The sequence below is a fragment of the Streptomyces sp. NPDC054975 genome, from assembly GCF_053609105.1.
In genome coordinates this window covers 14985-41172 of the sequence record NZ_JBSGWV010000023.1, presented here as the reverse complement: position 1 = coordinate 41172, position 26188 = coordinate 14985, and the positions used below count along the sequence as shown (strand labels likewise).

General features: G+C 71.8%; 22 protein-coding genes. 14 read left to right on the top strand and 8 right to left on the bottom strand.

From position 1 onward, the window contains the following. Positions 1 to 12: 12 nt before the first annotated feature. On the bottom strand, positions 13 to 1155 hold the full coding sequence (locus tag ACWF79_RS20970) for a lipid-transfer protein (protein WP_453729622.1): 1143 nt from the start codon (positions 1153 to 1155) through the stop codon (positions 13 to 15). A 92-nt stretch (positions 1156 to 1247) separates the two neighbouring features. On the opposite strand from ACWF79_RS20970, the gene ACWF79_RS20965 reads away from it, so the two are divergent. After that, positions 1248 to 2792: a FadD3 family acyl-CoA ligase gene (locus ACWF79_RS20965; protein ID WP_453729621.1), complete on the top strand. Its 1545-nt coding sequence runs from the start codon at positions 1248 to 1250 to the stop codon at positions 2790 to 2792. Positions 2793 to 2996: 204 nt separating this feature from the next. Beyond that, positions 2997 to 3662, top strand: coding sequence for an LppU/SCO3897 family protein (locus ACWF79_RS20960; protein ID WP_453729620.1), 666 nt, complete (start codon positions 2997 to 2999; stop codon positions 3660 to 3662). Positions 3663 to 3918: 256 nt separating this feature from the next. Here ACWF79_RS20960 and ACWF79_RS20955 read toward each other — a convergent pair whose 3' ends face one another. After that, positions 3919 to 4119: a hypothetical protein gene (locus tag ACWF79_RS20955; RefSeq protein WP_453729619.1), complete on the bottom strand. Its 201-nt coding sequence runs from the start codon at positions 4117 to 4119 to the stop codon at positions 3919 to 3921. Positions 4120 to 4322: 203 nt separating this feature from the next. After that, positions 4323 to 7289, bottom strand: a complete 2967-nt coding sequence (locus ACWF79_RS20950) for a BTAD domain-containing putative transcriptional regulator (protein WP_453729618.1) — start codon at positions 7287 to 7289, stop codon at positions 4323 to 4325. A 154-nt stretch (positions 7290 to 7443) separates the two neighbouring features. On the opposite strand from ACWF79_RS20950, the gene ACWF79_RS20945 reads away from it, so the two are divergent. The 7 genes from ACWF79_RS20945 (at position 7444) to ACWF79_RS20915 (ending at position 16832) form a co-directional block, all read left to right on the top strand. Next, positions 7444 to 8661 (top strand): amidohydrolase family protein, encoded by a 1218-nt coding sequence (locus tag ACWF79_RS20945; protein WP_453729617.1) that lies wholly within the window; start codon positions 7444 to 7446, stop codon positions 8659 to 8661. A 127-nt stretch (positions 8662 to 8788) separates the two neighbouring features. Next, on the top strand, positions 8789 to 9709 hold the full coding sequence (locus tag ACWF79_RS20940; RefSeq protein WP_453729616.1) for a TIGR03619 family F420-dependent LLM class oxidoreductase: 921 nt from the start codon (positions 8789 to 8791) through the stop codon (positions 9707 to 9709). Positions 9710 to 9723: 14 nt separating this feature from the next. Further along, positions 9724 to 10485, top strand: a complete 762-nt coding sequence (locus ACWF79_RS20935; RefSeq protein ID WP_453729615.1) for an SDR family NAD(P)-dependent oxidoreductase — start codon at positions 9724 to 9726, stop codon at positions 10483 to 10485. 97 nt (positions 10486 to 10582) lie between these two features. Further along, entirely contained in the window at positions 10583 to 11707 is a 1125-nt protein-coding gene (locus ACWF79_RS20930) for an LLM class flavin-dependent oxidoreductase (protein WP_453729614.1), read from the top strand. A gap of 128 nt (positions 11708 to 11835) precedes the next feature. Next, positions 11836 to 13563, top strand: coding sequence for an N-acyl-D-amino-acid deacylase family protein (locus ACWF79_RS20925; protein ID WP_453729613.1), 1728 nt, complete (start codon positions 11836 to 11838; stop codon positions 13561 to 13563). Further along, positions 13560 to 15017, top strand: coding sequence for an aldehyde dehydrogenase family protein (locus tag ACWF79_RS20920; RefSeq protein WP_453729612.1), 1458 nt, complete (start codon positions 13560 to 13562; stop codon positions 15015 to 15017). Before ACWF79_RS20925 ends, ACWF79_RS20920 begins: the two co-directional genes overlap by 4 nt. A 249-nt stretch (positions 15018 to 15266) precedes the next feature. Beyond that, on the top strand, positions 15267 to 16832 hold the full coding sequence (locus ACWF79_RS20915) for an APC family permease (protein WP_453729611.1): 1566 nt from the start codon (positions 15267 to 15269) through the stop codon (positions 16830 to 16832). Between the two features lie 92 nt (positions 16833 to 16924). Here the strand turns inward: ACWF79_RS20915 and ACWF79_RS20910 are convergent, their stop codons facing one another. From ACWF79_RS20910 to ACWF79_RS20900, 3 genes are all read right to left on the bottom strand, one after another. Further along, a complete protein-coding gene (locus tag ACWF79_RS20910) occupies positions 16925 to 17134 on the bottom strand; it encodes a hypothetical protein (protein WP_453729610.1) in 210 nt (69 codons plus the stop codon). Between the two features lie 189 nt (positions 17135 to 17323). After that, positions 17324 to 17791 (bottom strand): carboxymuconolactone decarboxylase family protein, encoded by a 468-nt coding sequence (locus ACWF79_RS20905; protein WP_453729609.1) that lies wholly within the window; start codon positions 17789 to 17791, stop codon positions 17324 to 17326. A 110-nt stretch (positions 17792 to 17901) separates the two neighbouring features. Next, positions 17902 to 18657 carry a GNAT family N-acetyltransferase gene (locus ACWF79_RS20900; protein WP_453729608.1) on the bottom strand — a complete coding sequence of 252 codons (756 nt, stop codon included), beginning with the start codon at positions 18655 to 18657 and terminating at the stop codon, positions 17902 to 17904. A gap of 88 nt (positions 18658 to 18745) precedes the next feature. Here ACWF79_RS20900 and ACWF79_RS20895 point away from each other — a divergent pair, with 88 nt between their 5' ends. After that, positions 18746 to 19279, top strand: a complete 534-nt coding sequence (locus ACWF79_RS20895; RefSeq protein ID WP_453729607.1) for a GNAT family N-acetyltransferase — start codon at positions 18746 to 18748, stop codon at positions 19277 to 19279. On the opposite strand, the gene ACWF79_RS20890 is transcribed toward ACWF79_RS20895, so the two are convergent. After that, positions 19260 to 20756 (bottom strand): CehA/McbA family metallohydrolase, encoded by a 1497-nt coding sequence (locus ACWF79_RS20890; RefSeq protein WP_453729606.1) that lies wholly within the window; start codon positions 20754 to 20756, stop codon positions 19260 to 19262. The two genes, ACWF79_RS20895 and ACWF79_RS20890, sit on opposite strands and share 20 nt — an antisense overlap. A gap of 101 nt (positions 20757 to 20857) precedes the next feature. Here ACWF79_RS20890 and ACWF79_RS20885 point away from each other — a divergent pair, with 101 nt between their 5' ends. Then, positions 20858 to 21691, top strand: coding sequence for an LLM class F420-dependent oxidoreductase (locus ACWF79_RS20885; RefSeq protein ID WP_453729605.1), 834 nt, complete (start codon positions 20858 to 20860; stop codon positions 21689 to 21691). 4 nt (positions 21692 to 21695) lie between these two features. On the opposite strand, the gene ACWF79_RS20880 is transcribed toward ACWF79_RS20885, so the two are convergent. Then, complete coding sequence (locus tag ACWF79_RS20880) at positions 21696 to 22373, bottom strand: hypothetical protein (RefSeq protein WP_453729604.1); 678 nt, start codon at positions 22371 to 22373, stop codon at positions 21696 to 21698. 113 nt (positions 22374 to 22486) lie between these two features. Here ACWF79_RS20880 and ACWF79_RS20875 point away from each other — a divergent pair, with 113 nt between their 5' ends. From ACWF79_RS20875 to ACWF79_RS20865, 3 genes are read left to right on the top strand one after another with little or no spacing between them, the layout of a single operon-like run. Beyond that, on the top strand, positions 22487 to 22948 hold the full coding sequence (locus tag ACWF79_RS20875) for a prevent-host-death family protein (protein WP_453729603.1): 462 nt from the start codon (positions 22487 to 22489) through the stop codon (positions 22946 to 22948). Next, the gene (locus tag ACWF79_RS20870) at positions 22945 to 23298 is read left to right on the top strand and encodes a hypothetical protein (RefSeq protein ID WP_453729602.1); all 354 of its coding nucleotides are present in this window, start codon (positions 22945 to 22947) and stop codon (positions 23296 to 23298) included. The genes ACWF79_RS20875 and ACWF79_RS20870 overlap by 4 nt, the downstream gene beginning before the upstream one ends. A 58-nt stretch (positions 23299 to 23356) precedes the next feature. Beyond that, positions 23357 to 25948 carry a bifunctional FO biosynthesis protein CofGH gene (locus ACWF79_RS20865; protein WP_453729601.1) on the top strand — a complete coding sequence of 864 codons (2592 nt, stop codon included), beginning with the start codon at positions 23357 to 23359 and terminating at the stop codon, positions 25946 to 25948. The last annotated feature ends 240 nt before the right edge of the window (positions 25949 to 26188 follow it).

The following is a 26188-nucleotide window of genomic DNA, read 5'->3' as shown; positions in this document are numbered from 1 at the left end:
GCTCTCAACTCCTCAGGCTCGAAGCAGGATGGCCGATGTGGGGACGCCCTCGCCCGCGGTGACCAGGCAGGTGGCCGCGTCGGGGACCTGGGCGGTGGAGCTGCCCCGGAGCTGCTTCACGCCCTCGTTGATGAGGTTGAAGCCGTGGACGTACGCCTCGCTGAGTCCGCCGCCGCCGGTGTTGATCGGCAGCCGTCCGCCGATCTCCAGCGCGCCGCCCTCGGTGAACGCGCCGCCCTCCCCTCTCCCGCAGAAGCCGTACCCCTCCAGGGAGAGCGGGATGAGCGGGGTGAACGCGTCGTAGATCTGGGCGACGTCGACGTCCTGGGGGCCGAAGTCCGCCTGTTTCCACAGGTGTCGGGCGGCGGTCCAGGCGGGGCCGGTGAGCGGGTCGTCGTTCCAGTAGTTGACCATGCCGTGGTGCTGGGCGGGCAGGCCCTGGGCGGCGGAGTGGACGTAGACGGGCTTCTGCCGGCAGTCGCGGGCCCGCTCGGCGCTCACGATGACGCACGCCAGGGCGCCGTCGGTCTCCAGGCAGTTGTCGAAGAGGCAGAGAGGCTCGCTGATCCAGCGGGCGGTCATGTACATCTCGCGGGTCAGCGGGCGTTCGTACATGATCGCGGCGGGGTTCTGGTTGGCGCGGTTGCGGCAGGCGAGGGCGACGTTGAAGAGGTGGTCGCGGGTGGCGCCGTACTCGTGCATGTAGCGGCGCGCGAGCATGCCGATCTCGTCGGTGGGGCGCAGCAGCCCGAAGGGGCGGGTCCACTGGCCGGGGGTGGGCAGCTGGACGGCGGTGTTCTTCCAGGGCCGGGGCCCGCTGCCGCGCTTGCGGGAGCGCCAGGCGACACCGACGCTCGCCTGCCCGGTGGCGACGGCGGCGGCGAGGTGCCCGACGGTGGCGCAGGACCCGCCGCCGCCGTACCCCACCTTGCTGAAGAAGGTGACGTCACCGGCACCGATGGCCTTGGCGACCTCGACCTCGTCGGTCTCCTCCATCGTGTACGAGGCGAAGCCGTCGACCTCGGAGGGGGCGATCCCGGCGTCGTCGAGGGCGGCGAGGATCGCCCGGCAGGCGAGCGTCTTCTCGGAGTCGGGGAGCTGTTTCGCGAAGGGTGTCTGTCCGATCCCGACGATGGCCGTGGCGTCCTTGAGCACTGCAACCTCCCCGATCGCGAGCTGCTGACAGCGCGTCAGGGTACAGCTAATCTGACGGATAGTCAGCTACGGGTGCGGCGGGAGGGGCGGTAATGCGCGGTGACCTGGAATGGGGCTCCATGGCGGGCCTTGTGCGCGCGGCGGCCGAACGGTACGGGGCGGCGGAGGCGGTCGTCGAGGGCCGTACGCGCGTCTCGTACGCGGAGCTCGGTGAGCGCGTCGAACGGGCGGCGGCGGCCTGCATGGCGGCGGGCGTGGAACCCGGTGACCGGGTCGCGATCTGGGCGCCGAACACCCTGGACTGGATCGTCTCGGCGCTCGGCGCGGTCACGGCGGGGGCGGTGCTCGTCCCGCTGAACACCCGCTTCAAGGGCACGGAGGCGGCGTACGTCCTCGCGCGCTCCCGGGCGAGGCTGCTCTTCATCACGGGCACCTTCCTCGGAACGTCGTACGTCGCGTCCCTGCGCCGCGCCGGCGTCGAACTCCCCGACCTGGAAAAGGTGGTGGTCCTCGGCGAGAGCGCCCCCGACGACTACGTCACCTGGAAGTCCTTCCTGGCGGAGGGCGACGGGGTCAGCGGCGCGGCGGTCCGCGCGCGGGCGGACTCCATAACCTCCTCCGCCCCGTCGGACATCATCTACACCTCGGGGACCACCGGCGCCCCGAAGGGCGCGGTGATCACGCACGCCCAGACCCTGCGCTGCTACGCCATCTGGTCCGAGCTCGCGGGCCTGCGGGAGGGCGACCGCTACCTCATCGTGAACCCGTTCTTCCACACCTTCGGCTACAAGGCCGGGATCATCGCCTGCCTGATGCGGGGCGCGGTGATGATCCCGCAGCCCGTCTTCAACGTGGAAACGGTCCTCGCGAACATCGCGGCGGAACGGATCTCGGTCCTTCCGGGCCCACCGACGCTGCACCAGTCACTGCTGGACCACCCGTCCCGCTCCTCGTACGACCTCTCGGCGCTGCGGCTGGTGGTGACCGGGGCCGCGGTGGTGCCGCTGCGGCTGGTGGAGCGGCTACGGGGTGAGCTGGGCGTGGGCACGGTCCTCACGGCGTACGGCCTGTCCGAGGCGAGCGGGATCGTGACCATGTGCCGCAGGGGAGACCCGGCCGACGTCGTCGCGACGACCTCGGGCCGCCCGATCCCGGACACCGAGGTCCGCCTCTCGCCGGCAGGCGAGGTCCTGGTGCGCGGCCACAACGTGATGAGCGGCTACTTCGAGGACGAGGAGGAGACCGCCCGCGCGATCGACGCGGACGGCTGGCTGCACACGGGCGACGTGGGGGTCCTGGACGAGGCGGGCAACCTGCGGATCACGGACCGCATCAAGGACATGTTCATCGTGGGCGGCTTCAACGCCTACCCGGCCGAGATCGAACAACTCCTGGGCCTGCACCCGGACATCGCCGACGTCGCGGTGATCGGCGTCCCGGACGCGCGCCTCGGCGAGGTCGGCAAGGCGTTCGCGGTCCGCCGCGCGGGGGCGACGGTGACGTCGGACGACCTGATCGCGTGGGCGCGCCGGGAGATGGCGAACTACAAGGTGCCGAGGGAGGTCGAGTTCGTGGGGGAGCTGCCGCGGAACGCGAGCGGGAAGGTGGTGAAGGGGGTGTTGCGGGGGAGGCGGTGAGGACTGCAACCAAGGGGCGCGGCGGACACGTCATATGAACAGGCGTCAGTAGGCCGAGCAGGCCGAACGACCAAGCAGCAGCACACGAACCACGGCACGAAGCACGGCACGAAGCACGGCACGAACCACGGCACGATGCACCGCTCGTCGCACCTTCCGCAGAGCACCGCCCACAGCGCGCAGCCTCACTCCTTGGAGCAGCCGGTGTCGTCCCCAGAGATCCCCATAACGCTCACCCCGCAGCAGGCCGCCGCAGGCGTGATCCTCACCGTCCAGCTGCCGACGGGCCCCACCCACATCACCATCCCGCCGTGCCGCGACGGCGACCTCGTCCCGGCGCGCGTCGGCGACGGTACGGTCCTGCTGCGCATCCGCGTCGGTGGCGCCGCGCAGACGCCCCGCAAGGGGGGATTCCTCGGCTGTCTGGTGCCGCTCGTGATCGCCGGCGTGATCGCGTTCCTCGTTTTTTCGAGCGACAGCGACGGCGACGACAGCGGCACCTCGGCCGCGCCCTCGCCGAGCTTCTCGTACGAGAACCCCCTCGACAGCGTGACGACCGCCCCGACCCCGGCCCCTGCCCCGACGACGGAGGATCCGCCGGACCCGTACACGAAGGGCACCTGCCTCAACGGTTCGCTTCCGGACTCGACGACCGCGCAGAGCGTCAGCGGCGTCGACGAGGTCCCGTGCTCGGCGTCGGACGCGCACTACCGCGTGATCCAGACGTTCCCGCTCACCTCGGACCTGAGCAGCTGCGAGAGCAACCCGAAGACGCAGTACGCCTTCTCCCACCGCTACACGATCAACGGCACGACGATCAACGAGTACGTCTACTGCCTGGTGGGGCTCGGCTCGTACGCGCGCGGTTAGCGACGGGCGCTTCCTCGGGGTACGCCGGAGGGGCCGGGCAGATGCCCGGCCCCTCCGTCTTGCGTGTCCGGGCGGCGGCGCGCCCCCGCGCTCTGTCCGTAGGGTCCCCCCGGGCCCTGCCGACGTCCCCCGAGCGCGTGCGCGGCTCGCTTCCGGACGGTTACGGTCCCGGCGGCTCCCCCGATGGCGCCGCCGCGACCGTCCCCGGCATGAGCCGGCCCCCGTCCCCCGTTCCCCCGTGGGCCGGCTCGGCTCTCTACTTGAGCGGCTCGCCCGTCGCGTGGGAGTCCAGCGGCTTGATGGGCGTACCCGTGGCGTGCGAGTCCATGGTCGTGACGTCCTCGCCGGTGGCGTGGGAGTCGAGCGGCTTGATGGGCGCGCCCGTGGCGTGCGAGTCCATGGAGGCGATGTCCTCGCCGGTCGCGTGCGAGTCGGTGGGCTTGACGTTGTCGGCCATGGAGCCAGCTCCTGAAGTCGATTGGGCAGTGTGGGACTGGGCCGTCCGCCCGGCAATTCCCCCGAGGACCGCCGGGCGGACGTCCAGGGCCGATCACCATAACGGTGGGGCCTCGTGTCGAACCGCCTGCCCCCCGACGCGACGCCTCGACAACCATGAGAGTGCCGTGCGGCGATAAACGATTGATGAACGTGCAGTCCGGGTCAGGCAACCGCCGCCGGACGCAGCAGCAGGCGGACGTCCCCGGCCTCGGGCGAACCCAGGTTCTCGAAGACGGCGAGCGCCTCGCTCCAGCACACCCGTGCCCGGTCCGTCTGCCCCAGCGCCGTGAGGCCGCGGCCGAGGACGGTCAGCACGTTGGCCCTGCGCCACTCCCCACCGATGCCGTGCAGCACCGACAGCGCCTGCTCGGCGTGGGCGGCCGCCGCGGGGTAGCGGCGGTCGGCGAGGTGGACCTCGGCGAGCCGGAACAGCGTCATGCCGTGCCACAGTTGCTGTCGGCTCTCCTGGAAGACGCCGAGCGCCTCGGTGAGGACCGCCCGGGCCTTCAGGGTCTGGCCGGACGCCGTCAGCGCCAGACCGAGGGCGTACTTGCCGTTGGCAAGCCGCAGGGCGTTGCCGGTGTCCGCCTCCTGGTAGAGGCCGATGCCCTGCGTCGCGAGTTCGACGGCGCTCGCGACCCGGCCCGTGGCGAGGTGGACGCGCGACAGGTTGCACAGCGCGCTCGCCTCCCCGGGCCTGTTCGCGTCCAGGCGGAACGCGTCCCGTGCCGCGGAGAGATGGGCCTCGGCGTCGGCGTGCCGGTTCTCGTACAGGGCGAGGATGCCCCGCTCGTTCGGCGCGTTCCCACACGTCCAGGGGTCCCCGGACGTGCGTCCGAGGTCCACCGCGAGCCGGGCCTCCTCGTCGGCCTCGTCGAACCGGCCGGCCGTGCTGTACGCCTGGGTGAGCGTGGTGCGGGCCCGCCCCTCGGAGCGGGCGTCGCCGAGCGCGCGGGCCGCGTCCCGGGCCGCCATCGCCGCCACCTCGTAGCGGCGGGCGTTGACCCCGGACTCGGCCAGGTCCTTCGTCGCCATCAGGAGGTCGACGGCCCGGCGCAGGGAGCCGTGTGTCAGAGACTGCTGGGCGCAGGCCAGGACGCAGTCGGCCTCGGCGTGGAGCCAGTCGAGGGCCTCGGCGTGGTCCGCGAACTCCAGCCCCGTCTGCTCGGTGGCCTCCAGGTGCGCGACGGTACGGTCCCCCGGGCGCTCGATCGCATACACCCGCGCCGCCGTCGACAGATAGAAGTCCAGCAGCCGCGACAGCGCCCGCTCCCGTTCCGCCGGCGGTTGTTCGTCGCGTTCGGCGCATGCACGCGCGTAGAGGCGGACCAGGTCGTGGTAGCGGTAGCGGCCGGGGGCCGCGGATTCGAGGAGGGAGGTGTCGACCAGGGCCTCCAGGAGGTCCTCCGTGTCCTGGGGCGGGAGGTCGAGCAGGGCGGCGGCGGCCGTCAGGGAGATGTCCGGGCCGTCCGCGAGGCCGAGGAGGCGGAACGCGCGGGCCTGGGCCGGTTCCAGCTGGCCGTAGCCGAGTTCGAAGGTGGCCTTGACCGCGAGGTCGCCCGCCTGGAGCTCGTCCAGGCGGCGCCGCTCGTCGGCGAGCTTGGCGGCCAGGACCGCGACCGTCCATGTGCGGCGGGCCGCGAGACGGGACGCGGCGATACGGATCGCCAGGGGCAGGAAGCCGCACGCCGCGACCACGTCGAGCGCCGCCTCGCGTTCCGAGGAGACGCGCTCCGCGCCGACGATCCGGGTGAAGAGCTGCAGCGCCTCCTCCGGTGACATCACGTCGAGGTCCACCAGGTGTGCGCCCGCCAGGTCCACCATCCGGATCCGGCTGGTCACCAGCGCCGCGCAGCCCGCCGTGCCCGGCAGCAGCGGGCGGATCTGGGCCGCGTCCCGCGCGTTGTCCAGCAGGACCAGGATCCGGCGGCCGTCGAGCGTCGAGCGGTACAGCGCCGCCCGCTCCTCCAGCGAGTCCGGGATCGAGGAGTCCGGCGTGCCGAGGGCCCGCAGGAACGCGCCCAGGACCGTCTCCGGCGCCGCCCAGTGGGAGCCCGCGCCCTGCAGGTCCACGTAGAGCTGCCCGTCGGGGAAGTGGGGGCGCGCCTCGTGTGCCACGTGCACGGCGAGTGTGGTCTTGCCGACGCCGCCGATGCCCGCGAGCGCCGAGACGGCCATCACGGACCCCTCGGCGGTGGCCAGCCGGTTGCCCAGCTCCCGTACGAACGGGGCGCGGCCGGTGAAATCGGGGACCGTGGCGGGGAGTTGGGCGGGGCGGGCCACGGTCGGGGCCGGGGCCGACTCCTCGACCGGGCGGGCCAGTTCGGCGTCCGCCCGGAGGATCCGCTGCTGGAGGCGGGAGAGCTCCGGGTTCGGGTCGACGCCCAGCTCGTCGGCGAGGAGCCGGCGGGTGTCCGCGTACACGGCGAGCGCCTCGGCCTGCCGTCCGCTGCGGTAGAGGGCCAGCATGAGCAGCTCGCGCAGGCGCTCCCGCAGCGGGTGCGCGGCCGTCAGCGCGGTCAGCTCGGAGACCGCCTCCGCGTGCGCGCCGGCCTCCAGGTCCATGTCGAGCCGGGTCTCCAGGAGCTGGAGCCGCCACTCCTCCAGGCGCGTCCGCTGCGTCTCGGCGTACGGCCCCGGGACGGAGGCCAGCGCCTCGCCGTCCCACAGCCCGAGGGCCTTGTTGAGCCGCGACCGGGCGGCCGCGCGGTCGCCGGCGCCGCGCAGCTTGTCGGCCTCGGACGCCAGGTCCTGGGCGACGTTCAGGTCGAGGGCGCCGGAGCGGGCCGTACGGATGGCATAGCCGCCCGACTCGCTGACCAGGACCCCCGCGCCGAGGATCTTGCGCAGCCGCGAGGCGTACGTCCGTACCGCCGCCAGGGCCTGCGAGGGCGGCTCCTCGCCCCAGATGGCATCGATCAGCTCGGAGGCGGTGGCCGTGCGCCCGTCGCGCAGCAGGAGCGCGGCGAGCAGCGCCCGCTGCTGCGGGGAGCCGGAGGGGAGGGCGGTGCCGTCGCGCCAGGCGCGGACCGGGCCGAGCACGCCGAAGCGCAGGTCGTGACCGACGTCGTCGGCACCTGTCGACGGAGCCCGTTGCTCCGGAACCCGCGGGCCGTTCTCACGGACCATAGCTCCCCCTGCCCACCGCTGGTTTCGCCCAAGACAGTCTGCCTTGTCCGGAGGGGGCGCGTCAGCATCGGGTGACTGTCTGCACAAGTCCTGCCACATGATTCGGCCGACCAGACAGCTGACGGGTCGTCAGATGAGCGCTACCGTGAAACGCATGGAGACCTTCCCGAAGATCATCTCGGTGGACGACCACACCGTGGAGCCGCCTCACGTCTGGCGGGACCGGCTCCCGTCCAGGTATCGCGACACCGGACCCCGGATCGTCCGCGCACCGCTGAAGGAAATGACCTTCCTCGGCGGCAAGTTCGCCCCCGTCATGGGCGCCAAGGGCGACGACGGGCCGATCGGCGACTGGTGGGTGTACGAGGACCTGCACCGGCCGCTCACCCGCCTCGACACCGCCGTCGGCTACGACCGGGACGAGATCAAGCTCGAGGTCATCACCTACGAGCAGATGCGCCCGGGCTCGTACTCCGTGCCCGACCGGCTCGCCGACATGGACGTCAACCACGTCCAGTCCGCCCTCTGCTTCCCCACCTTCCCCCGCTTCTGCGGGCAGACCTTCACCGAGGCGGGCGACCGCGAACTCGGGCTCCTCGGGATCCGCGCCTACAACGACTGGATGGTGGAGGAGTGGTGCGGGCCCGAGGCCCACGGGCGGCTGATACCGCTCACCCTCATCCCGCTCTGGGACGCCGACCTCGCCGCCGAGGAGGTCAGGAGGAACGCCGCCCGGGGCGTGCGCGCCGTCGCCTTCTCGGAGATACCGCCCCACCTCGGCCTCCCTTCCATCCACACGGACTACTGGGACCCCTTCCTGCGGGCCTGCGACGAGACCGGCACGGTCGTCGCCATGCACATCGGCTCCTCCAGTCGGATGCCGTCCACCTCCGCCGACGCCCCGCCGGCCGTCGGCTCCACCATCACCTTCGCCAACTGCTGCTTCTCGATGGTCGACTGGCTGATGAGCGGCAAGTTCGAGCGCTTCCCCCACCTCAGGATCATGTACGCGGAGGGCCAGATCGGCTGGATCCCGTACATCCTCGAACGCGCCGACGTCGTCTGGGAGGAGAACCGGGGCTGGGGCGGCGTGGCCGAGAAGGTGCTGCGCCCGCCGTCGGAGCTCTTCGCCGAGCACGTCTACGGCTGCTTCTTCGACGACGCCTTCGGGCTGCGGAACCTCGACGCGATCGGCGTCGGGAACGTCCTCTACGAGACGGACTACCCGCACTCGGACTCCACCTGGCCCAAGTCCCGCGAGGTCGGCGAGGCGCAGATGGGTCACCTGGCACCGGACGTCGTGGACCGGATCGTGCGCGGCAACGCGATCGAGCTGCTGGGGCTCACGGCGGAGGGGCTCTGGGTGCCGTAGCGGAAGGGGCGGGAGCGCCGGCCCGGCAGGGCGGCGGTTGTTCCGGCGCGGCCCTTGCCTCATGGCGCGGTGGCCGTGACTATGGGGCCCTTCATCTTCTGACGGATCGTCAGTTAAGGGGTCCCTCATGGTCGTCTTCGGCATGCAGCTCCCGGTCCAGTCGCAGAGCACCCTCTACGCCGAGCCCTGGGAGGCCGGAGCGGGCCCCGAGGACCTGCTGGAGATCGCCCGCGTCGCCGACCGCTCCGGCTTCGACTACCTCGCGAGCTGCGACCACGTCGCCATCCCGCGCCGGCTCGCCGGGCCCATGGGCACCGTCTGGTACGACCCGGTCGCCACGCTCTCCTTCCTGGCCGCGGCCACCGAGCGCGTCCGGCTGCTCTCGCACGTCGCCGTCGTCGGCCTGCGCCACCCACTGGTGACGGCCAAGGCGTACGCGACCCTCGACCACCTCTCCGGCGGCCGCCTGGTCCTCGGGGTCGGTGCCGGGCACGTGCAGGAGGAGTTCGAGGCGGTCGGCGCGGACTTCGTGCGCCGCGGCCCGGTCCTCGACGAGACGATCGACGCGCTCCGGACGGCCCTCGGGCCGGAGGAGTTCCCGGAGCACACGGGCGAGCGGTTCGCGTTCAAGGACCTCGGGCAGCGGCCCCGGCCCGCCCAGGCGCGGGTGCCGATCTGGGTCGGCGGCTCCTCGCCGGCCGCCGTGCGGCGTGCCGCGCTCAGGGGCGACGGCTGGCTGCCGCAGGGCGACCCCCGGGGCAAGCTGGCCGCGCAGATCGCCCGGCTCAAGGGGCTCCGCGAGGACGCCGGGATCACCGAGCCGATCACCGTCGGGGCGATCACCGAGGCGCTGTACGTCGGCGAGGCAGGCTGGGAGGTCGGCCGGCGCACGCTGACGGGCAAGCCGGAGGCCCTGGCCGAGTCGCTGAACGCGTACGGCGCGATGGGCGTGCACCAGATCCAGGTCCGGTTCCGCTCCCGGAGCCGTACCGAACTCACCGATCAGATGGCGGCGTTCGCCGCCGAGGTCGCCCCCCACCTGAGCTGAGGAGTTGGACGGACATGGGCAAGCTGGACGGGCGGGTCGTCGTCGTCACGGGCGCGGCGCGCGGGCAGGGCGAGCAGGAGGCGCGGCTCTTCGCCGCCGAGGGGGCGCGGGTCGTCCTCGGGGACGTCCTCGACGCCCCCGGCGAGGCGCTGGCCAAGGAGCTGGGGGAGGAGCGGGCGGTCTACGTCCACCTCGACGTCACGAGCGAGGAGGACTGGGCGGCGGCGGTCGCCGTCGCCAAGGAGCGCTTCGGCCGGATCGACGGCCTGGTCAACAACGCGGGCATCCTGCGCTTCAACGAGCTGGTCTCCACCCCGCTCGAGGAGTTCCAGGCGATCGTCTCGGTCAACCAGGTGGGCTGCTTCCTGGGGATACGGACGGTCGCGCCCGAGATCGAGGCGGCCGGCGGCGGCACGATCGTCAACACCGCCTCGTACACGGGGGTGACGGGCATGGCGGGCGTCGGCGCGTACGCGGCCACCAAGCACGCCGTGCTCGGGCTCACCCGGGTCGCCGCGCTGGAGCTGGCGGCGAAGAAGATCCGGGTCAACGCGGTCTGCCCCGGCGCGATCGACACCCCGATGAGCAATCCGGAGGGCGTCGACCCGGAGGCGACGGCGGGGCTGTACCAGAAGCTCGTGCCGATGGGGCGGATCGGGAAGCCGGAGGAGGTGGCGGCCCTCGCGCTCTTCCTGACCGCCGACGACTCCTCGTACATCACGGGCCAGCCCTTCGTCATCGACGGCGGCTGGCTGGCGGGCGTGGCGCTGTTCTGACGTCTCGTCAGGTATTGACTGACCCGTCACGCGATGCGACAGTCGGGCACATCGAGAATCTGACGATACGTCAGAAACAACGAGGACGGTGAACCCCTTGGAATTCGGGATCTTCGTACAGGGATACGTCGGCAAGCGCGCCGAGACCGATCCCGAGGCCGAGCACAAGGCACTGATGGAGGAGACCGAGTACGTCATCCAGGCGGACACGTCCGGGTTCAAGTACGCCTGGGCCTCCGAGCACCACTTCCTGGAGGAGTACTCCCACCTCTCGGCGAACGACGTCTACCTCGGGTACCTCGCCCACGCGACCGACCGGATCCACCTCGGCTCCGGCATCTTCAACCCGCTCGCCCCCGTCAACCACCCGGTCAAGGTCGCCGAGAAGGTCGCCATGCTCGACCACCTCTCCCAGGGGCGGTTCGAGTTCGGCTCGGGGCGCGGTGCCGGTTCCCACGAGATCCTCGGGTTCATGCCGGGCATCACCGACATGAACCACACGAAGGAGATCTGGGAGGAGACGATCGCCGAGTTCCCCAAGATGTGGCTCCAGGACGAGTACGTCGGCTTCCAGGGCAAGCACTGGTCCCTGCCGCCGCGCAAGGTCCTGCCCAAGCCGTACGGGAAGTCCCACCCGGCCATGTGGTACGCGGCCGGGTCGCCGTCCTCGTACGCCATGGCGGGGAAGAAGGGGCTCGGCGTCCTCGGGTTCAGCGTGCAGAAGGTCTCCGACATGGAGTGGGTCGTCGAGTCGTACAAGACGGCGATCAAGGAGGCGAAGGCGGTCGGCGACTTCGTCAACGACAACGTCATGGTCACCTCGACCGCGATCTGCGCCGAGACCCATGAGAAGGCCGTCGAGATCGCGGTCGGCGGCGGGCTCAACTACCTGCAGTCGCTGCTCTTCCGCTACCACGACACGTTCCCGCGGCCGGAGGGCATCCCGGAGTGGCCGGAGCTGCTGCCGGAGTACAGCGCGGAGATCATCGAACTCCTCATCGCGGAGGAGCTGATGATCTGCGGGGACCCGGAGGAGGTCCTCGGCCAGTGCAAGCGGTGGGAGCAGGCGGGGGCCGACCAGCTCTCGTTCGGGCTGCCGATCGGGATCTCGTACGAGGACACGATGAACACGATCAAGCTGATCGGCGAGCACGTGATCCCCAAGATCGACACGGACCCGGTCCACCGCACGACCCGCTTCCGGCAGCAGGCCGGGGAGTAGGGCCCCATACCGGGGCGGTGTCTTCCCGGACCACCACCCCGTACCGGCCCCGGTCGGGGACGTCGTAGCCGCGGCCGGCTACCGCGTCCCCGGCCGGGGCATGTCCGGCGTACGAAGGAAGGGACCCCATGCTCGACCACCTGATCAAGGGCGCCACCGTCGTCGACGGGACCGGCGCCCCCGCCCGCGTCGCCGACGTCGGCATACGTGACGGGCGGATCGTCCTCGCCGAGCCCGACGCCGTCGCGAGGACCAGCGAGGACGCCACCGGTCTGGTCCTCGCCCCCGGCTTCGTCGACCCGCACACCCACTACGACGCCCAGCTCTTCTGGGACCCCTTCGCCACGCCCTCCATGAACCACGGCGTCACCACCGTCGCCGGCGGCAACTGCGGCTTCACCCTCGCCCCGCTCCACCCGGACCGGCCCGAGGACGCCGACTACACGCGCCGCATGATGTCCAAGGTCGAGGGCATGGCCCTCAAGGCCCTGGAGGAGGGCGTCGACTGGAGCTGGTCCTCCTTCGGCGAGTACCTCGACGCCCTCGAAGGGCGGATCGCCGTCAACGCGGGCTTCATGGTCGGCCACTGCGCCCTGCGCCGGTACGTCATGGGGGCCGACGCCGTCGGCGGGCGGCCCACCCCCGAGCAGCTCGACCGCATGACCGCCCTGCTCCACGACGCCATGAACGCCGGCGCCTGGGGCCTTTCGACCACCCAGTCCGCCACCCACTCCGACGGCGACGGCGCCCCCGTCGCCTCCCGCCACGCCACCCCCGAAGAGCTCGTCGCTCTCTCCCGGGCCGTCGGCGAGCACGAGGGCACCCAGCTCGAAGCGATCCTGGCCGGCTGCCTGGACCAGTTCTCCGACGACGAGATCGACCTCTTCGTCGCCATGACGGCCGCCGCCGGACGCCCCCTGAACTGGAACGTCCTCACCATCGACGCCGCCGTCCCCGAACGCGTCCCGCGCCAGCTCGTCGCCTCCGAACGCGCCCGCGCCTCCGGCGGCCGGATCGTCGCGCTCACCATGCCGATCCTGACCCCCATGAACATGTCGCTGGGTACGTTCTGCGCCCTCAACCTCATCCCCGGCTGGGGCGAGATCCTCGGCCTCCCCGTCCCCGAGCGGATCGCGAGGCTCCGCGACCCGGAGGTCCGCGCCGAGATGCTGCGCCGCGCCGACTCCAAGGAGGCCGGTGTCTTCCGACGGCTCGCCCACTTCGGCCGCTACGTCATAGGGGACACGTACTCCAAGGAGAACGACGGTCTCACAGGGCGCGTCGTGAACGACATCGCCGCCGAGCGCGGCCAGGACCCCTTCCAGTGCCTCGTCGAGATCTGCGCCAACGACGATCTGAAGACCGTGCTGTGGCCCATGCCCTCCGACAACGACCCGGCCTCCTGGGCGCTGCGCCGCGAGACCTGGGAGCACGAGGACGTGATGCTGGGCGGCTCCGACGCCGGTGCGCACCTGGACCGCATGTGCGGCGCCCCGTACACCACCCGCTTCCTCGGCGACTGTCTGCGCGGCCGCAAGCTGGTGCCGCTGGAGCAGGCGGTGAAGATGCTCAGCGACGACCCGGCCCGGCTCTTCGGGCTGCGCGAGCGCGGCCGGATCGCGGAGGGCTTCCACGCCGACCTGGTCCTCTTCGACCCCGAGCGGATCGACGCCGGCCCGGCCACGCTCGTGCACGACCTGCCCGGCGACAGCCCCCGGCTCGACTCGCGGGCGACGGGGGTCGTCTCCGTCCGCGTCAACGGCGTGGAGACCATCCGCGACGACGAGGTGACCGGCGCGATCCCCGGCCGGGTGCTGCGCTCCGGCCGCGACACGAGGACGGTGTCCACGCGATGACGCTTTCCGAGAGGCTCTACATAGGGGGCGAGTGGATCGAGCCCGACGGCGGGCACTACGAGGTGGTCAACCCGGCCACCGAGGAGGTCGTCGGCCTCGCGCCCGAGGCCTCCCGCCGACAGGTGTACGACGCGGCCGGCGCCGCCCGCGAGGCCTTCGCGACCTGGTCCCGTACGAAGCCGGAGGAGCGCGCCGCGATCCTCGACCGGGCCGCCGACCTGATGGCCCGCGACGCCGAGGCGAACGTCGTGCTCGCACAGGCGGAGACCGGCGCCACCACCGGTACCGCGCGCGGCATGCAGGTCGCCGTCGGCTCCTCGCGGTTCCGGCGGTACGCGCGCGGCGCCCTGGAGCCCGTCGAGCAGGCGCTGCCCCCGCAGATCAACGAGGCCGGGCCGATGGGCAAGGCCGGGATCTTCGGCGCGGTGGCGGTGCGCCGCCCGGTCGGCGTGGTCACCTGCATCACCTCCTACAACAACCCCTGGGCCAACCCGGCGGGCAAGATCGCCCCGGCGCTCGCGATGGGCAACACGGTCGTGGTCAAGCCCGCCCCGCAGGATCCGCTCTCCGTCTTCGCGATGGCCAGGGCCCTGGAGGAGGCGGGGGTCCCGCCGGGCGTGGTCAACGTCGTCACGGGGACGAGCACCGCCGTCGGGGAGGCGGCCGTCGACTCGCCCGAGGTCGACATGGTCTCCTTCACCGGCTCCACGGCCGTCGGGCAGCGGATCGGCGAGGTCTGCGGCCGGGCGCTGAGGCGGCAGCTGATGGAGCTGGGCGGCAAGGGCGCGGCGCTGGTCTTCGACGACGCGGACCTCGACTCGGCCGTGATGGGCATCGGCACGACCTTCTCCTTCTACAGCGGACAGATCTGTACGGCGCCGACCCGGGTGCTCGCCCAGCGCGGGATCCACGACCGCCTGATCGAGAAGCTCACCGGCTACCTCGGCTTCATGAAGGTGGGCGACCCGACCGTCCAGGGCACGGTCGTGGGCCCGGTGATCTCGGCGGCCCACCGTGACCGGGTGGAGTCGTACATCGAGCTGGGGCGGAAGGAGGGCGCCACGGTGGTCGCGGGCGGGGAGCGTCCCGCGATGGAGAAGGGCTTCTACGTGGCCCCGACCCTGCTCGCGGACTGCACGAACGAGATGCGGGTGGTCCGGGAGGAGATCTTCGGCCCGGTCGTCGTGGTCGTCCCCTTCGACGACGAGGAGGAGGGCGTCGCGCTGGCCAACGACAGCGACTACGGGCTGCTCGACTACGTGTGGTCGGGGGACGTGGCCCGCGCATTCCGTATCGCGGCCCGGCTCCGGGCGGGCGGCGTCGGGGTCAACACGATCGGACGGAACATGGAGGCGCCGTTCGGCGGGTTCAAGAAGAGCGGTGTGGGGCGGGACGTGGGCTCCTACGCCCTGCACGCGTACAGCGAGACGCAGGCGGTGGTCTGGCCCGGCTGACCCCCTCCCCGTACGGCCCGGAAAATACTTCGGGAAATTTTAGAAACGGACATTTGGGGCGCTGCTGCGGTTCCCGTATATCGGACGGTCTCCTGGAACGCCTACCAATCGCTCGGTGCGACCGGGCGGTCGATCTTTCAATCAATGCCGATGGGGCGTTGCTGCCCTCTTAATGCAAGGTGAAGATCGGCCAAAATCGCGGACTGAAGGCCTCCGGATGTGGAAACCGCAGCACTTAACGTCCTGTTCATGACTCAGGTGGAAGCACGGCCACAGGCCGGAGACACGGTAAGGGGCGTCGCCGCCACGGGCGACACCAACGGCGTACAGACCAAGGGACTCGGCAAGAACTCCGTCGGACTGATGGGCGGCGCCGTCATCGGCATCTCGACCGTCGCCCCCGTCTACTGTCTGACCTCCACGCTCGGCCCGACGGTCGGCGAGGTCGGACTCCAGATGCCCGCGATCTTCCTCGCGGGCTTCCTCCCGATGCTGCTCGTCGCGTTCGCATACCGCGAGCTGAACCGGGCCCTCCCGGACTGCGGCACCTCCTTCACCTGGTCCGTGAAGGCGTTCGGCCCGAAGATCGGGTGGATGTGCGGCTGGGGCCTGCTGGTAGCCACCATCGTCGTCCTGTCCAACCTCGCCGGCGTCGCCACGTCCTTCTTCTGGCTCACCGCGGGCGAGATCAGCGGTAGTGAGAGCATCGCCGCCCTCGACGACAACAAGGCCGTCCACATCCTCACGACGCTGGTCTTCATCGGCATCGCCACGGCGATCAGCTACCGCGGCATCACGGCCACCAAGTGGGTCCAGTACGCCCTCGTCGGCCTCCAGCTCACCGTCATCGTAATCTTCGCCTTCATGGCGATCAGCAAGGCCGACACGGTCGCCGGGTCGCTCGACTTCTCCCTCACCTGGCTGAACCCCTTCGGCGTGGAGTCGTTCTCCGCCTTCACCGCCGGTCTCTCCCTGTCGATCTTCATCTACTGGGGCTGGGACGCCTGCCTGTCCATCAACGAGGAGAGCACCGGCAGCGCCCGCACCCCCGGCCGCTCCGCCTTCCTCGCCATGGTCGTCATCGTCGCCTCGTACCTGCTGGTCGCGATCGCCGTGCAGATGTACGCCGGCGTCGGCGAGGAGGGCACCGGCCTCGGCAACCCGGACACCTCCGACAACGTCTTCGCCGTCCTCGCCGGCCCGGTCATGGGCTCCGGCCTCGGCATCCTGCTCTTCGTCGCCGTCCTCGCCTCGGCCGCCGCCAGCCTCCAGACGACCTTCATCCCGGTCGCCCGCACCGCGCTCGCCATGAGCACGTACGAGGCGCTGCCCCCGGCCTTCGCCCGGATGAACCCGCGCTTCAAGACGCCGGGCCGCGCCACCGTGTGGGCGGGTGTCGCCACCGGAGTGTTCTACGCGGTGATGAGCCTGGTCAGCGAGAACGTCCTCGTCGACACGATCTACGCGCTCGGCCTGATGATCTGCTTCTACTACTCGATCACGGCCTTCGCCTGCGTCTGGTTCTTCCGTAAGGAGCTGACCGGCTCCTTCACCAACCTGATGGTCAAGGGCATCCTGCCCGGCGTCGGCGGCCTCATGCTGACCGCCGTCTTCGGCAAGACCCTCTACGACATGTGGGACCCGGCCTACGGCAGCGGCTCGTCCGTCCTCGGCGTCGGATCGGTCTTCGTGATCGGTGTCGGCCTGCTGCTCGTCGGCTTCGTGATCATGCTCGTCATGCAGCGCAAGAGCCCCGCGTTCTTCCGGGGCGAGGTGCTGACGAAGGAGACGCCGTCGCTGGTGGTGGCCGACTGACCGTCGCCGTACCCACCTGAGTCCTGAACGCGCGAGGTGGCGGAACCCGAAGTCCGGGTCCCGCCACCTCGCGCGTTTCCGCGTGCGCGGGCTCACCGCCCGGGCAGCAGACCCCCGACGGCCGTGTGGGCGGCCGACATGTCGGAGGGCCGCTCCTGCGGGTTCAGGAGGCCGCTCAACGGGACGACGGACGGCAGGTTGGCGTTGCCCAGGTCGGCGGTGTCGGCAACGGCCGAACCGGCGGCGCCGACGCTCCCCGCGAGGACGAGACCGGTCAGGGCCAGGTTACGGATCTTCTTCATGCCGCCCCAACGACCGGCACCCCCGCCAGGTGGCGGAGGCATCGGCCGTACGGGCGGACCTGGAGCCCTCCCCTGTAAGGCTCCAGGTGCCGCGGGGCAGTGCGGCCCGGTGGCTCTACGAGCGTGAGGGCTCCGTCGCCGAGTCCGAGGACCCCATCGACGTCCTCCTGGTACGCGAGGCGGGAGCGGTCAGAGGGCCACGCCCGCCGGCTGCCGGACGGTGACGTTGAGCCGGTTGAACAGGTTCGTGAGGCTGACCATCAGCACGATCGCCGCGAGCTGCTGCTCGTCGAAGTGGTCGGCCGCCGCGTCCCACACCGCGTCCGGCACCGCGTCCGAGGTGTCGGCGATCCGCGTCGCGTACTCGGCCAGCGCGAGCGCGGCCCGCTCCTCGTCGGAGAAGTGCGGCGACTCGCGCCAGGCGGAGACGGCGAACAGCTTCTCGTCGCTCACGCCGGCCTTCCGGGCGCCCTTGACGCCGTACTCGACACAGAAGCCGCAGCCGTTGATCTGGCTGGCCCGCAGGTGCACCAGCTCCAGCGTCGACTCCGGCACACCACCCTGCCGGGTGGCCTTCACAAGACCCTGGATGGCCGCGCCGGCGTCCGGGAGGAGGTAGGCGGGGTTGGTCATCCGGGGGGTGATCGCGTGCTGCATGGTGGTCGCTCCTTCAGCGGTCCGTGGTGCGTGTTCCGTTGCCTTCACCGCACTGACGGACCGCGCGACGCGGATGTGACACGACCGGAGAAGTTTTTCCCGGAGAACTTTCAGGAAGCCGGTTCCGCGATCAGCGCCGTGCCGACCGTGCGGAAGCCGAGACGCCCGTACAGCCGGGCCACGCTCTCGTCCGTCGCCGACAGGAAGACGGTCTCCACCCCGTGCGAGCGCGCGTCGGCGACCAGCGCGGCGCTCACCGCGAGGCCCAGACCCCGGCGGCGGGCGGTCGGCAGGGTTCCGACGCCGACGACCTCCGAGACGGTGCCCACCGGCTGGTGCTGCCCGGCGGAGAGCACGGTGCCGTCCGCGTCCAGGGCGGCGGCGAGCCGGGTGAAACCCGCTCGGACGCGGACCGCGAGGTGCGTGGCCGCCACGGGCGAGGGTTCGACCCCGAAGGCCGCGTACGGGACTGCGGCGGCCGACGGCAGCCCGGGATCGTCGTGGTCCATGATCCGTACGGTCACGCCAGCGGGCGCGGGGGCCGGCGCGCCCTCCCCTTCCAGGACCATCAGCGGGTGCTCGTGGACCACGAGCCCGCTCTTCTCGACGGCCGCCCGCAGCCCCGGCGTCGTCTCCGCCACCCACTCGAACGCCTCCGGCACCCCCAGCTCGCGCTGCCGCGCCCGCACCCGATCCACGTCGCCGAGCGCCACCTCCCCGGTGTGCCCGAGCGCGGGCCGCGCGTAGTACGGCCACCCGTCCCCGTCCCGTACGAACAGGGTCAGCGGCCCGAACTCCTCGGCGCGGGCGGCGGATCGGGGAACGGCGTCGTAGTACGTCTCAAGGCGGCTCAGCATGTCCGCCATCCAAGCAGCCGGGCCCACGTCCGCACAGCTGGATTTCCCCTGGTCCCGGGCGATCGGGGCGTCGGGCCGAAGCTGACAGGATGGAGCCATGACCGAGATCCTCACGCCCCGTCTCCTCCTGCGCCGCTGGACCGACGACGACCTCGTCCCGATGGCCGAGATCAACGCCGACCCCGAGGTGATGCGGTGGGTCGGTGACGGGTCCACCCTCGATCTGGAGGAGACCGCCGAGGCCATCGAGCGGTGGGAGGAGGAGTGGGACGAGGAGGGGTTCGGGCTCTTCGCCGTCGAGCTGCTCGGCTCCGGGGAGCTGATCGGCTTCACCGGGCTCTCCGTGCCGGAGTTCCTGCCCGAGCTGCGGCACGAGGTGGAGATCGGCTGGCGGCTCGGGCGGCCCTTCTGGGGTCAGGGGTACGCCTCCGAGGCCGCGCACGCGGCCCTGGAGTTCGCGCTCCAGGACCGCGGACTCGACCGGGTGGTCGCCATCACCCACATCTCGAACACGGCCTCCGAGAACGTCATGCGCAAGCTCGGCATGGTCCCGGAGCGCGACACGACCCACCCGGTCTTCGGCGTCCCGCTCCGCGTGCACGCGATCGACCTCAGCGAGTACCAGGGGTGAGCCGGCGGGCGGCATCCAGGAACACCGGGTTCGTGAAGGCCACCAGCGCGCCCGGCAGGGGCGGCAGCGTCGCCGGGTGCCGTACCTCCGCCCGTACGTAGGAGGCGTAGGCGGCCGTCGTCAGCCACTCCACGGGCCCGCCCGCCGCCGGAGCCGTGTGCAGCACGCCCTGGTCCGTGACGAAGCGGACCGTCGCGCCCTCCGGCGCGCCGGTCACCGCGAGCCGTACCGTCACCGGCTCGTCCGTGGGGACCCGCAGCCGCTCACCGATCCCGGCCCTCCGCCCCCGCCCGTCGGTGACCGAGAAGTCCAGGGAGACCGCCGAGGACTCGGCGACGTACGACCGGCCCGCGCGCAGCCCCTCCAGGATCGCCTGCCGGCTCAGCTCGTCCGCCAGGACCACGGTCTGCGGGGTGCCGACCCGGTCCGGGTCGCGGTGGGCGTCGCTGTTGCCCATCGCCGGCGTCCAGCGGCCCTGGGCGAGCGCCCCGTCCCAGCCGGCCAGCGACACCTCGTCGTCCGGGGTGTACGGGCCGTTCCACACCTCGACCGCGTCCGCGTCGCCGAAGCCGAACTTCCAGTTGCAGCCGATGCAGGTGGCGTGCGGGTGTGCCGGGACGACCAGGCCGCCCGCCCGGCGGATCGCCCGGGCGAAGTGGCCGAAACGGTTCTCCCGCGCCCGGTAGCGCCAGTCCACGAACGTGCCGGGGTCCGTGCCGAGCGCCAGGACGTGACCGTTGCGCGTGGTGACCTCCTCGCCGAGCAGGACCAGCAGGTCGTCCCCGGCGAGCTCCGCCCACGCGCCGTGCCCGGCGTGCGTGTTGTGCTCGGTGACGGTGAGGAAGTCGAGCCCGGCGGCCCGCGCGAGCGCGGCGACCTCGGCGGGCGTGCGGCGGCCGTCCGAGTACACGGTGTGCAGATGGCTGTCGCCCCGGTACCAGGACCTGCCCCGCCCCTCGGCCCGCTCAGGGGGATACACCGGCCGGACCACGGGCAGCGAGGCGCCGAGGCGGAGGGTGATCGTCACCGAGTACGTCAGCCCCTGCGGCGCCACGGTGTACGGCGCGAGCACCACGAACCAGGTCCCGGCCTTCAGCGGTCCGGGCACGTAGCCGGGCGTCGCCTCGTCGGTGCGCAGGAAGAACTCCTTGCGCGCCCCGCCGGACCAGCCCCGGAAGCCCTCCCCGCCCAGCTCCGTGCCGCGCTGGTCGAAGATGCCGATGTCGAGGGCGTTGCCCTGGGTCCCGGCGGGGACGGCCGGCCGTTCGTAGCTGTAGGCGACATGGATCTCGCGGACCCCGCGCGGGATCTCGACCGGGAGGTACACGTAGTCGGGGGAGCCGGGCGGCAGCGTGCCGCCGACCGTCCGCGTGCGTTCCCCGGTGGGGCTGTCGGCGTGGGCGAAGCTCACGCTTCCCAAGGTAAGGGCGGAGGCGACGCTCGTCGTCAGGAGCGTTCGTCGGGTCGGTTCGCTCATGTCCGGCACCCTCGTAGTAGGGCGTGAACTCCCGGACAACGCAAGAAGCCTGACGCGTCGAACCTCTCGGAAATCCCCGCTCCACGGCCTACCGTGCCGCTATGCGGATCTCGACCACGATCTTCCTGACCGACGAGACCATCACGCCCGTGCGGCTCGCGCGCGAACTGGAGCAGCGCGGCTTCGCCGGCCTGTACCTCCCCGAACACACCCACATCCCGGTCGAGCGGACCACGCCCTACCCGGCGGCCGGCACCGAACTGCCCCGGGAGTACGGCCGTACGCTCGATCCGTTCGTCGCCCTCGGGCAGGCCGCCGCCGTCACCGAGCGGCTCGGGATCGGTACGGGCGTCACGCTGGTCACCGAGCACGACCCGATCGCGCTCGCCAAGCAGATCGCGACGCTCGACCACCTCTCGGGCGGGCGCTTCACCCTCGGCGTCGGCTTCGGCTGGAACAAGGAGGAGGCCGCCGACCACGGCGTGGAGTGGGCGACGCGGCGCGAGCTGAGCCGTGAGCGGATGGCGCTGATGCGGGCGCTGTGGAAGGCCGAACCGACCGCGTACGAGGGGGAGTTCGGGGTGTCGGTACGGGCGTCCTTCGCGTACCCCAAGCCGGTGGGCGGCGCCCCGCGCACGCTGCTCGGCGGGGCGGCGGGCCCGAAGCTCTTCGCCCAGATCGCCGAGTACGGGGACGGCTGGATGCCGATCGGGGGACGCGGCCTGTCGCAGTCGATGCCGGTGCTCCAGGAGGCCTGGGAGCAGGCGGGCCGCGACCCGAAGGCCCTCCAGGTCGTCCCGTACGCGGTCCTGCCGAACCCGGGGAAGCTGGCGCACTACGCGGAGCTGGGCTGCGAGGAGGTCGTGCTCCAGCTGCCGCCGGCCGGGGAGGCGGAGGTGCTGAGGGTCCTCGACGAGTACGCCCAGTACCTCTGACGGTTCACTTCAGGGTCGGCGGCTTCAGGTCCTGGACGGCCTCGTCGCCGCCGACGCCGTCCGGGGCGTAGGCGCAGGACATCGCGGTGAAGCCGTCGAGGGTCTGCCAGTGGGACCACCAGGTGACGACGATCCGCTCGGAGTCGGGGTCGTCCTCGTCGCGCCGGGCGCGCAGGTCCCAGTCGTCGCCGCTCGCGGAGAAGTCGGTGATGTCCCAGCCGGTCTTCTCCAGATGGGCGCGGAGCCGGCGCAGGGCGGGCATGCCCTCCTGCTCGGAGACGCCGGCGATCCGCCAGTTGTGACCGAGCCGGTAGGAGCCCTCGACGGGTTCGTCGGCGATCGACTCCAGGCCGGTCGGGTAGCAGGTCTCGGCGGTGACCGTGTTCTCGGCGGCGTGGTTGTCCCCGCCCGCCGTGACCGGCGGCAGCTCGCCGCCGATCCCGGCGACGTCGTACAGCTCCTGCGTCCGCGCGGCGGCCCGCTGGACCATCGCGTCCGGGGCGACCACGGGATACCCCTCGTCGGTCCCGCGCTCGACGGCGTACACGACGACGAGCCCGAGAACGAGCAGCACGGGCAGCGCGACCGCCGCGATCACCACGAAGAAGATGCCCCGCACCGCCTTCCGCAGCACCGCCGCCCCCGGCTCGGTCACGTCGTCCATCAGCTCACCGTTCGTCATGATCACGACGGTAGGACCCGACGGGACGCCTGGGTATCGGCGCGAGAGCTCAGGCGGGGTGGGGGCGGGTACTCACCTTGACTTCGGAATACGTTCCGAAGTATGGTCGAGGCATGGTGACCCAGACTGTCTCGTTCTCCGAGCTCTCCAAGAACTCGAAGCGAGTCTCCGAGACGCTCGACACGGCGCAACGCCTGCTCGTCACTCGGCGGGACGGGCAGGACCTCTACCTCACCACGGCTCGTCACGACCAGGAGAGGGAGGAGACGGCCGAGATCACCGCGCGCCTGCTCGCCGCGCTCCTCGCGGCCGACGATGGTGCCCGAGCCATAGCGCGAGCGCTTCCGGCGGTCTTTCCCTGGGTGCGGCACCTCTCCGACGATGAGCTCAGGGAGTTCGTCCAGGAGCTCGTCGACGCGACATACGACGCCGTGCAGTTGGACGTCCACGCGAACCTGCACCGAGCGATCGTGGAATGGCGGGCGACAGCGCGCATCCTCGCCGATCCATCGCTGACTGCGACGCTCACCCGAGCGCTCCCCGACGAGGACCACGGTGAGGTGTCCGTGCCGTGAGCCCGAAGCGGGGGGATGACGTCGCCCCACCGGCGATCGGCACGGAGTGGCGGCTGCGGTTCGCGACGAACGAGGCGGCCAAGGGGTGGGGTGAACTCGCGGCGGAGGCGCCGGGAAACACCCGGCGATGCTTCGAGGCGCTGCGCCGGGACCCCGTGGCTCACGGGGACCCCGACCGGCAGCACCGTCTGCGTGGCCGCCTGGCCACCGGCATGCTGGGCGGCCGTGCCTACCCCCAGTGGGAGTACGAAGTCACCGCAGGGGGTCGCGTGCGCTACCTGGTCGACGAGGCGCGTCGCATGGTGCATCTGGTCTACGCGGCGCCACGGCATCCCAAGGACACGGAGTGAGCGGACCCAGTGTTCGGGGGGAGGTCCGGGGGCGGGAGGTCACTCGTATGCTCGGTCCATGACGGATCAGCAGCCCGGAGCGGCAGAACGGCCCACCGAGAACGCCATGCGCCGCGCCCTCAAGCGGGCCAGGGACGGGGTCGCGCTCGACGTCGGCGAGGCCGCCGTGCTGCTCCAGGCGCGGGGCGCCGATCTGGACGATCTCGCCGCCTCCGCCGCACGCGTGCGGGACGCGGGCCTCGAGGCCGCCGGGCGGCCCGGGGTCATCACGTACTCCAAGAGCGTGTTCATCCCGCTCACGAGGCTGTGCCGCGACACGTGCCACTACTGCACGTTCGTCACCGTCCCCGGTAAGCTGCGGCGCGCCGGGCACGGGATGTTCATGTCGCCCGACGAGGTCCTCGACATCGCCCGGCGCGGCGCCGAACTGGGCTGCAAGGAGGCCCTGATCACCCTCGGCGACAAGCCCGAGGCCCGCTGGCCCGAGGCCCGCGAGTGGCTCGACGCGCACGGGTACGACGACACCCTCGCGTACGTACGGGCCATGGCGATCCGGATCCTGGAGGAGACCGGACTGCTCCCGCACCTCAACCCGGGCGTCATGTCCTGGACCGACTTCCAGCGGCTCAAGCCCGTCGCGCCGTCCATGGGCATGATGCTGGAGACGACCGCGACCCGGTTGTGGAGCGAGCCGGGCGGCCCCCATTACGGCTCCCCCGACAAGGAACCGGCCGTCCGGCTGCGGGTCCTGGAGGACGCGGGCCGCTCCTCGGTCCCCTTCACCTCCGGCCTCCTCATCGGGATCGGCGAGACGTACGAGGAGCGGGCCGAGTCCCTCTTCGCGCTCCGCCGCGTCTCCCGCGCGTACCACTCCGTCCAGGAGCTGATCATCCAGAACTTCCGCGCCAAGCCGGACACGGCGATGCGTGGCATGCCGGACGCCGCACTGGACGACCTGATCGCCACGATCGCCGTCGCCCGTCACATCATGGGCCCCTCCGCCTGCCTCCAGGCCCCGCCGAACCTCGTCGACGAGGAGTACGGCCGGCTCATCGGCGCCGGCATCGACGACTGGGGCGGGGTCTCCCCGCTCACGATCGACCACGTGAACCCCGAGCGGCCCTGGCCGCAGATCGACACCCTCGCCGAGAAGTCCCGCGCGGCCGGCTTCGAGCTCCGTGAACGGCTCTGCGTCTACCCGGAGTTCGTCGGCCGGGGCGAGCCCTGGCTCGACCCGCGCCTGCTCCCGCACGTCCGCGCGCTCGCCGACCCGGAGACCGGCCTCGCCAACCCGGACGCGGTCGTGCGCGGCCTGCCCTGGCAGGAGCCCGACGAGGCGTTCGGCGCCGTCGGCCGCACCGACCTGCACCGTACGATCGACACCACCGGCCGCACCCACGACCGCCGCGAGGACTTCGACGAGGTCTACGGCGACTGGGACGCGCTCCGCGAGGCGGCGGCCCCCGGCATGGTCCCGCAGCGCATCGACACCGACGTACGGGCCGCCCTCGCGACCGCCGCCGACGACCCCACGAAGCTCACCGACGGCGAGGCCCTCGCCCTGCTCCACGCCGACGGCCCGGCGCTCGACGCGCTGACCCGGATCGCCGACGACGTGCGGAGGTCGGCGGTCGGCGACGACGTCACGTACATCGTCACGCGGAACATCAACTTCACCAACGTCTGCTACACCGGCTGCCGTTTCTGCGCCTTCGCCCAGCGCCGCACGGACGCCGACGCCTACACCCTCTCCCTCGACCAGGTTGCCGACCGGGCCCAGCAGGCGTGGGAGGTCGGCGCGGTCGAGGTGTGCATGCAGGGCGGCATCCACCCGGACCTGCCCGGCACGGCGTACTTCGACATCGCGAAGGCGGTGAAGGAACGGGTGCCCGGCATGCACGTCCACGCCTTCTCGCCGATGGAGGTCGTCAACGGCGCGACCCGGACCGGCCTCTCGATCCGCGAGTGGCTGACGGCGGCGAAGGAGGCCGGGCTCGACTCGATCCCCGGCACGGCCGCCGAGATCCTCGACGACGAGGTCCGCTGGGTCCTCACCAAGGGCAAGCTGCCGACGGCCACATGGATCGAGGTGATCACCACCGCCCACGAGCTGGGCATCCGTTCCTCCTCGACCATGATGTACGGGCACGTGGACCAGCCCCGGCACTGGCTCGGCCACTTCCGCACCCTGGCCCGCATCCAGCAGCGGACGGGCGGCTTCACCGAGTTCGTGACGCTGCCCTTCATCCACACCAACGCGCCGGTCTACCTCGCCGGCATCGCCCGCCCCGGCCCGACCGTCCGCGACAACCGCGCGGTCACGGCCATGGCGCGGCTGCTCCTCCACCCGTACATCCCGAACATCCAGACCAGTTGGGTGAAGCTCGGCGCGGACGGCGCCGCCGAGATGCTCCGCTCGGGCGCCAACGACCTCGGCGGCACGCTCATGGAGGAGACCATCTCCCGTATGGCGGGCTCCAGTTACGGCTCGTACCGCTCCATCCGGGACCTCGTCGCCATCGCGGAGACGGCGGGCCGCCCGTCCCGTCCGCGCACGACGCTCTACGGCGAGGTCCCCGAGGAGCGCCGGCGGGCGGCGACGGCCTCGGACGGCCACCTGCCGGAACTGCTGCCGGTGCTGGGCGACTAGAACCTGTCGCGAAGGGTGTACCGGCCGTCCACGAGGGGCGCGTCGGCGGCCGGGGCCGCGGTCGCTCGGGCCGCAGGCGCGGCTTCGGCCGGTGTGGGAGCCGCCACGGCGACCGGTGCGGCGACCGCGGCGCTCAGCGCGGCGACGGCGGCAGCTCGCAGGCCGTCCTGCAGCCCGCGGCGGATCGTTCAAGCCATCCCGAAACATACGGTGAACAGCGGTCGAAGATGGACAGAAAGG